Origin of the sequence: Aeromonas sp. TW 6 (genome assembly GCF_013168745.1) — a bacterium.
GTDB classification, from domain to species: Bacteria; Pseudomonadota; Gammaproteobacteria; order Enterobacterales; family Aeromonadaceae; genus Aeromonas; species Aeromonas caviae.
Genome location: NZ_JABERS010000092.1, coordinates 1 through 4,074, shown reverse-complemented (window position 1 = coordinate 4,074; position 4,074 = coordinate 1). Strand labels below are relative to the sequence as shown.

The window sequence follows — 4,074 nt, the reverse complement described above, 5'->3', positions numbered from 1 at the left end:
AAACACATCGTGCAGACCAAACAGCCCCATGATCCAGCCGCTCGACAGGCTGGTCATGCCCTTCAGGGCTAGCACTACGGCCAATAGGCCGACAACATGCCAAAGTCTCACAGCTCCATCCCCCCTAACCCTCTGGTTCGTTTTGGCTGCAGCTCCCGCAGCTTCTCGTCCAGCTCGTTGTTTTGTTCCGAGAGTTGTCGGTTGTAGCCCTTCAGCTTCGAGATCTCAGCTTCCAACCGCTTCACCGCCTGCTCATGCAGACCTGCGTCCCACTTCAACCCCAAAAGCTCTTGTTTGGCTTCGCCTAGCGCTCTCTGAGCGATTTCGGCGGCTAGTTCGGCCTGTTTGGTCTTCTCAAGCAGATCTGCGCTGTAACGGCCTTTCTGGCGGCTAAACAGCGCCTGTTTGAGTTGCGCATTCTCCTCCTGCAGGGCTGCGTTCTCGCGCTCAAGGCGTTTGGCCTTGGCATGACCGGTCACCTTATCGAGCATCGACGGTGCCGGCACCTGTCCGGCTGCCTTTCGGGGATCGTGCGGAGCCCCGCCAGCGGCGCCGGGCTTGTACTCGCAGGCAATGTGCGCATTGACGGCCTGCCATGCCCGTTTCCGCAGGGCTGCAACCTTACTGGCCCCGTCCAACCATGCCTTGGCCTGTAGCTTGCCGTCCCTGATCGGCGTTACGACAACATGAAAGTGCGGGCTGCTCTCGTCGGTGTGAAAGTCGATCCCAACGATGTTGTCCTCCCCGAACTCCTGCGCCGCCCATGCTTTGACCCCCCGGGCTGCGAGATTCATCGGCTTAGCAATGTGGATTGGCCTCCCCTCGGGGAAATCCAGTTCTGGCTCCTCTCGCCAGTCTGTTTGGTTGCCAAGCTGGATCACGAACTGGATGGCCTGAACGGCATCTTTGCGCTTGGCGAGCCCTTTAGCCTTGACCAGCGCCTCTGGTCTCCATGGTGTTACCTGGTGGCGGCCTTCAGGGGTAAACCATGCCTCCGGCCGGAGCTGGCTTTCGGTGGCGTGGAGACGGAGGTTGTGCCCCTCAGCTCTGCCGACGGAGGAGGCCTGCATCTTGTCGATCGCTAGCGAGAATGAGAGCGCCATTGTGTCTTTGCCCCTTGCTCTTTGGTCTCCGGAAACAGTACCAGATTAAGGAGGCAAAGTGTTCGTAACACTTTGGTACCCAAAGTTGGAGCCCTGCGGGGCGAAAAAGACCTGCCGCGCTACGCTTGTCGGCCCCCTATTTGGGCGCTACAGACTGCGCTAGTTGCACCCAAACAGGGGGCTTATCAAAGAGTATTGGAGCAGAGTAATAGAGGGGCGTATGAGAGCCTCATATGAGAGGCTCTATAGGGAAGCAGTGAGTTATGCGTACTGAGTCAACTTCCAGGTGACTGCTTTGCCATTGTGCGGAGGCATTGTGTTGCCTTTCGCGATTGGGGCTGTAGTAGATGGGGTGTCTTGAGACTTCCACACACCACTTTCTGGGCATTTCTCGCCAGTCTTGGCGGTGGTTCCTATCGGTGCTTTTGACATCGTACTTTCCTAGTATTGATGAGTTTGCTTATGGATCCTGCCATGCCGCGACTGTCTATTCAATGCCCTGTTTTTGCTTGATAAATGATCACCATCATTGTTTTTCATATGGCATGGGGCGAGTGGGGCCAGTGGCCCCACCTAGTCACAATTTTTCGCATGCGAAAAACGAAATTGAACAGAATACCGCTTCTATTGGCCGCCATTTGGCAATGGGCTCGAGGAGCTGGCTTGGTAAACCACTTTACAATGTCCTTTACTCATTTATGATCAAAGTGAGTTTGCAAATCAGAAACGTCGATTGCTGATTTACAAAAGTTAGAAGTCCTAATGGTGTAACCGACCATCTACCAACGTGGTTTAGCGGAGAGAAAGGCCATTATGAAAAAGACCGTACATGCTGGTTATGATTTAGCCAGAATGAAGGAGTCTGTCGAAGGTCCTAGCTCTAACGTAGCTCTTACCCTTTCGGGGCCTATGGAGTTTCGTGATATCCTTGGTGCCTTCAAAAAGGCATATCAAGGGATTCAAGAACGTGAGCGAGCAGAAGGAAAAAAAGTACAAAGTCTCTGCTAGTGAGAAGTTCGTTAGGCTTTTAAACAACCTTCCTGATACCCCATCCAAAAAACACCCTAGTGAGCAACCTGATCAGCACAAGGTTGTTGGCTTCATTCAGACCTATCTTGCATCTGGAATGGATCCGGCGCTTTTGCGTGGGAAAATCGTTAAGTCTGATAACGTGCCTACAGATGACAGGGATTGGCTGGAGAAGGTGCGATATGCCCAGCGTCATAACCTATGGCATTACCACATAGGCATACCATTCTACGTTGATGAGGGTAAAGGTTATCTAACCTCTGGATATGTACTGCATTATCAGCAGATTGATGATGCGCACATTAAGCTGGTTGATCTCGATTGGCACCCTCCAATGGTGTTGCCAAGTGAAGCGTACCTAGAGGGCGACATTCTTCTGGGCGACACAAGCTCAGAATAATTGACGATCCTTGAGGATCCAGCGTAACCTGTTTCGCATAAACGAAAAAACCACCCGGCAAGGTGGTTTGTTCGAAGGTGTAGTCAGTTGGGGAACCGACTTCACCTGGTAACGGCTCCGTAGAGGGAAGCAGCTACCTAAAGTCCAAATAAGTTTAGCGCCCTTAGCGCCCATCAATCAAGTCTTCCCTCTTTTTATACGCCCGTTACCGAAGGCCACCACCTTTGGCGCTTTGTCGTACCCGCACGGATTGGAAGTATGAGTTTGTTGCCGTGTGTGGGTGTGGTTGGTCGGGCAGAACGGGGAAATCTCACATACTGCCCAGCGTGCGATCGCGCACCATTGCCTCCCAGAGCTCGCAACTCTGGGGCACTTGCCACTAGAGCGTAACGGGGAACCAACCACGGCCAGCTCTTAAAAAACGGCGCGGTAGTCCGGCCCACAGGTGGGGACTGAAGCAGGTGCAGTAGGGCGGGGTGTGTCTCTGGAGCGCGTGAGAGGGAGCTGCCGCAAGCGGTCTCGATAGTCCAGAGCAAGGCGAGCTGATCCAGCGTAACTACGTCATTTTTAACGTAGCCAAGCAGGAGGGCTCTCCTATCTTGAAGCGCAGCGAAAGATAGGAGAGCCGGTGTCTTACGCCCTGTCTTTCAAACAAAAAAAAGAGAGATGATCTTGGCGAGGTGGGTAACTGCGCCCGTCCGCCCACATGCCATCGGTTCGGCTTGTGGGCGGCAGCAGTTATCCACGGAAGCGGGTTAGGTTTGGCTTTGGCCGGAGGTACGTATGAGGTTCGACAAGCACGGGATTGAGGTCGATGGGGATTGCATCTGGCTACTGGACGCAGGCGGCCAGCGCCTGTGCGATCTGACGGAGATGCAGTTGCTCGATTTTGGGGGGCGGATCAGCGTTGAAGGGGGGCTGCTTAACTTCGATTTGGACGCCGCAGAGTGGCGCGAACGGCTGATTACCTTGGGCCTTGAGCTGCATTGAAAATCATTTTCCCAATTCGATAGTTCAAATTGCACAATTGATTGCTTTAGGACCCCGAAGGGGTAACATCAAATTGTCTATTTGATGTTTCAGATTGGAGATTTGATGGTGCAGGAGAAAGAGGCCAAGACAGTGTTCGACATGGGGGGATTCTCCAAGGCGATGATCGTCCCCACCCCCATGGGTTCAGGGTTCCACCTCCACTTGGTGCGCTTTGGCAAGGCTGGTACCGAAGTCGTGGAGCGGCAGCGCGGCGGCTGGCGGGTTTTCTCCTCGATGGATGCAGCGGCCAACACCGCGAATGGCATCGGCTTTCGTCGCATCGAGATCGATCTAAGCAGCCGCTAGGGCCGTGCCCAACGCAGCAGGGCCGCCAGTGCGGCCATCGAGGCGGCCCCTTCCCACCATGCAGGGGCCGCCCAGCTAAACACATCGTGCAGACCAAACAGCCCCATGATCCAGCCGCTCGACAGGCTGGTCATGCCCTTCAGGGCTAGCACTACGGCCAATAGGCCGACAACATGCCAAAGTCTCACAGCTCCATCCCCCCTA

The 4,074-nt window shown here is 54.4% G+C and carries 5 protein-coding genes; 3 read left to right on the top strand and 2 right to left on the bottom strand.

The window, feature by feature from the left end; genetic code table 11:
- Positions 1 to 107: 107 nt before the first annotated feature.
- Entirely contained in the window at positions 108 to 1,103 is a 996-nt protein-coding gene (locus HKD46_RS20975; protein ID WP_161470409.1) for a plasmid recombination protein, read from the bottom strand.
- A gap of 967 nt (positions 1,104 to 2,070) precedes the next feature.
- Here HKD46_RS20975 and HKD46_RS20970 point away from each other — a divergent pair.
- The 3 genes from HKD46_RS20970 to HKD46_RS20960 all read left to right on the top strand — a co-directional run bounded on the left by HKD46_RS20970 (position 2,071) and on the right by HKD46_RS20960 (position 3,870).
- Entirely contained in the window at positions 2,071 to 2,532 is a 462-nt protein-coding gene (locus HKD46_RS20970; protein ID WP_161470410.1) for a hypothetical protein, read from the top strand.
- A 783-nt stretch (positions 2,533 to 3,315) separates the two neighbouring features.
- Complete coding sequence (locus HKD46_RS20965) at positions 3,316 to 3,522, top strand: hypothetical protein (RefSeq protein WP_161470407.1); 207 nt, start codon at positions 3,316 to 3,318, stop codon at positions 3,520 to 3,522.
- A 108-nt stretch (positions 3,523 to 3,630) separates the two neighbouring features.
- Complete coding sequence (locus HKD46_RS20960) at positions 3,631 to 3,870, top strand: plasmid replication protein RepB (protein ID WP_161470411.1); 240 nt, start codon at positions 3,631 to 3,633, stop codon at positions 3,868 to 3,870.
- On the opposite strand, the gene HKD46_RS20955 is transcribed toward HKD46_RS20960, so the two are convergent.
- A complete protein-coding gene (locus HKD46_RS20955; protein ID WP_161470408.1) occupies positions 3,867 to 4,058 on the bottom strand; it encodes a hypothetical protein in 192 nt (63 codons plus the stop codon). The two genes, HKD46_RS20960 and HKD46_RS20955, sit on opposite strands and share 4 nt — an antisense overlap.
- Positions 4,059 to 4,074: the final 16 nt, after the last annotated feature.

What these genes read in the sequence shown, in the direction of transcription:
- HKD46_RS20965 (WP_161470407.1), top strand. Translation starts at nt 3,316, where the DNA reads ATGAGGTTCGACAAGCACGGGATTGAGGTCGATGGGGATTGCATCTGG.
- HKD46_RS20975 (WP_161470409.1), bottom strand. Translation starts at nt 1,103, where the DNA reads ATGGCGCTCTCATTCTCGCTAGCGATCGACAAGATGCAGGCCTCCTCC.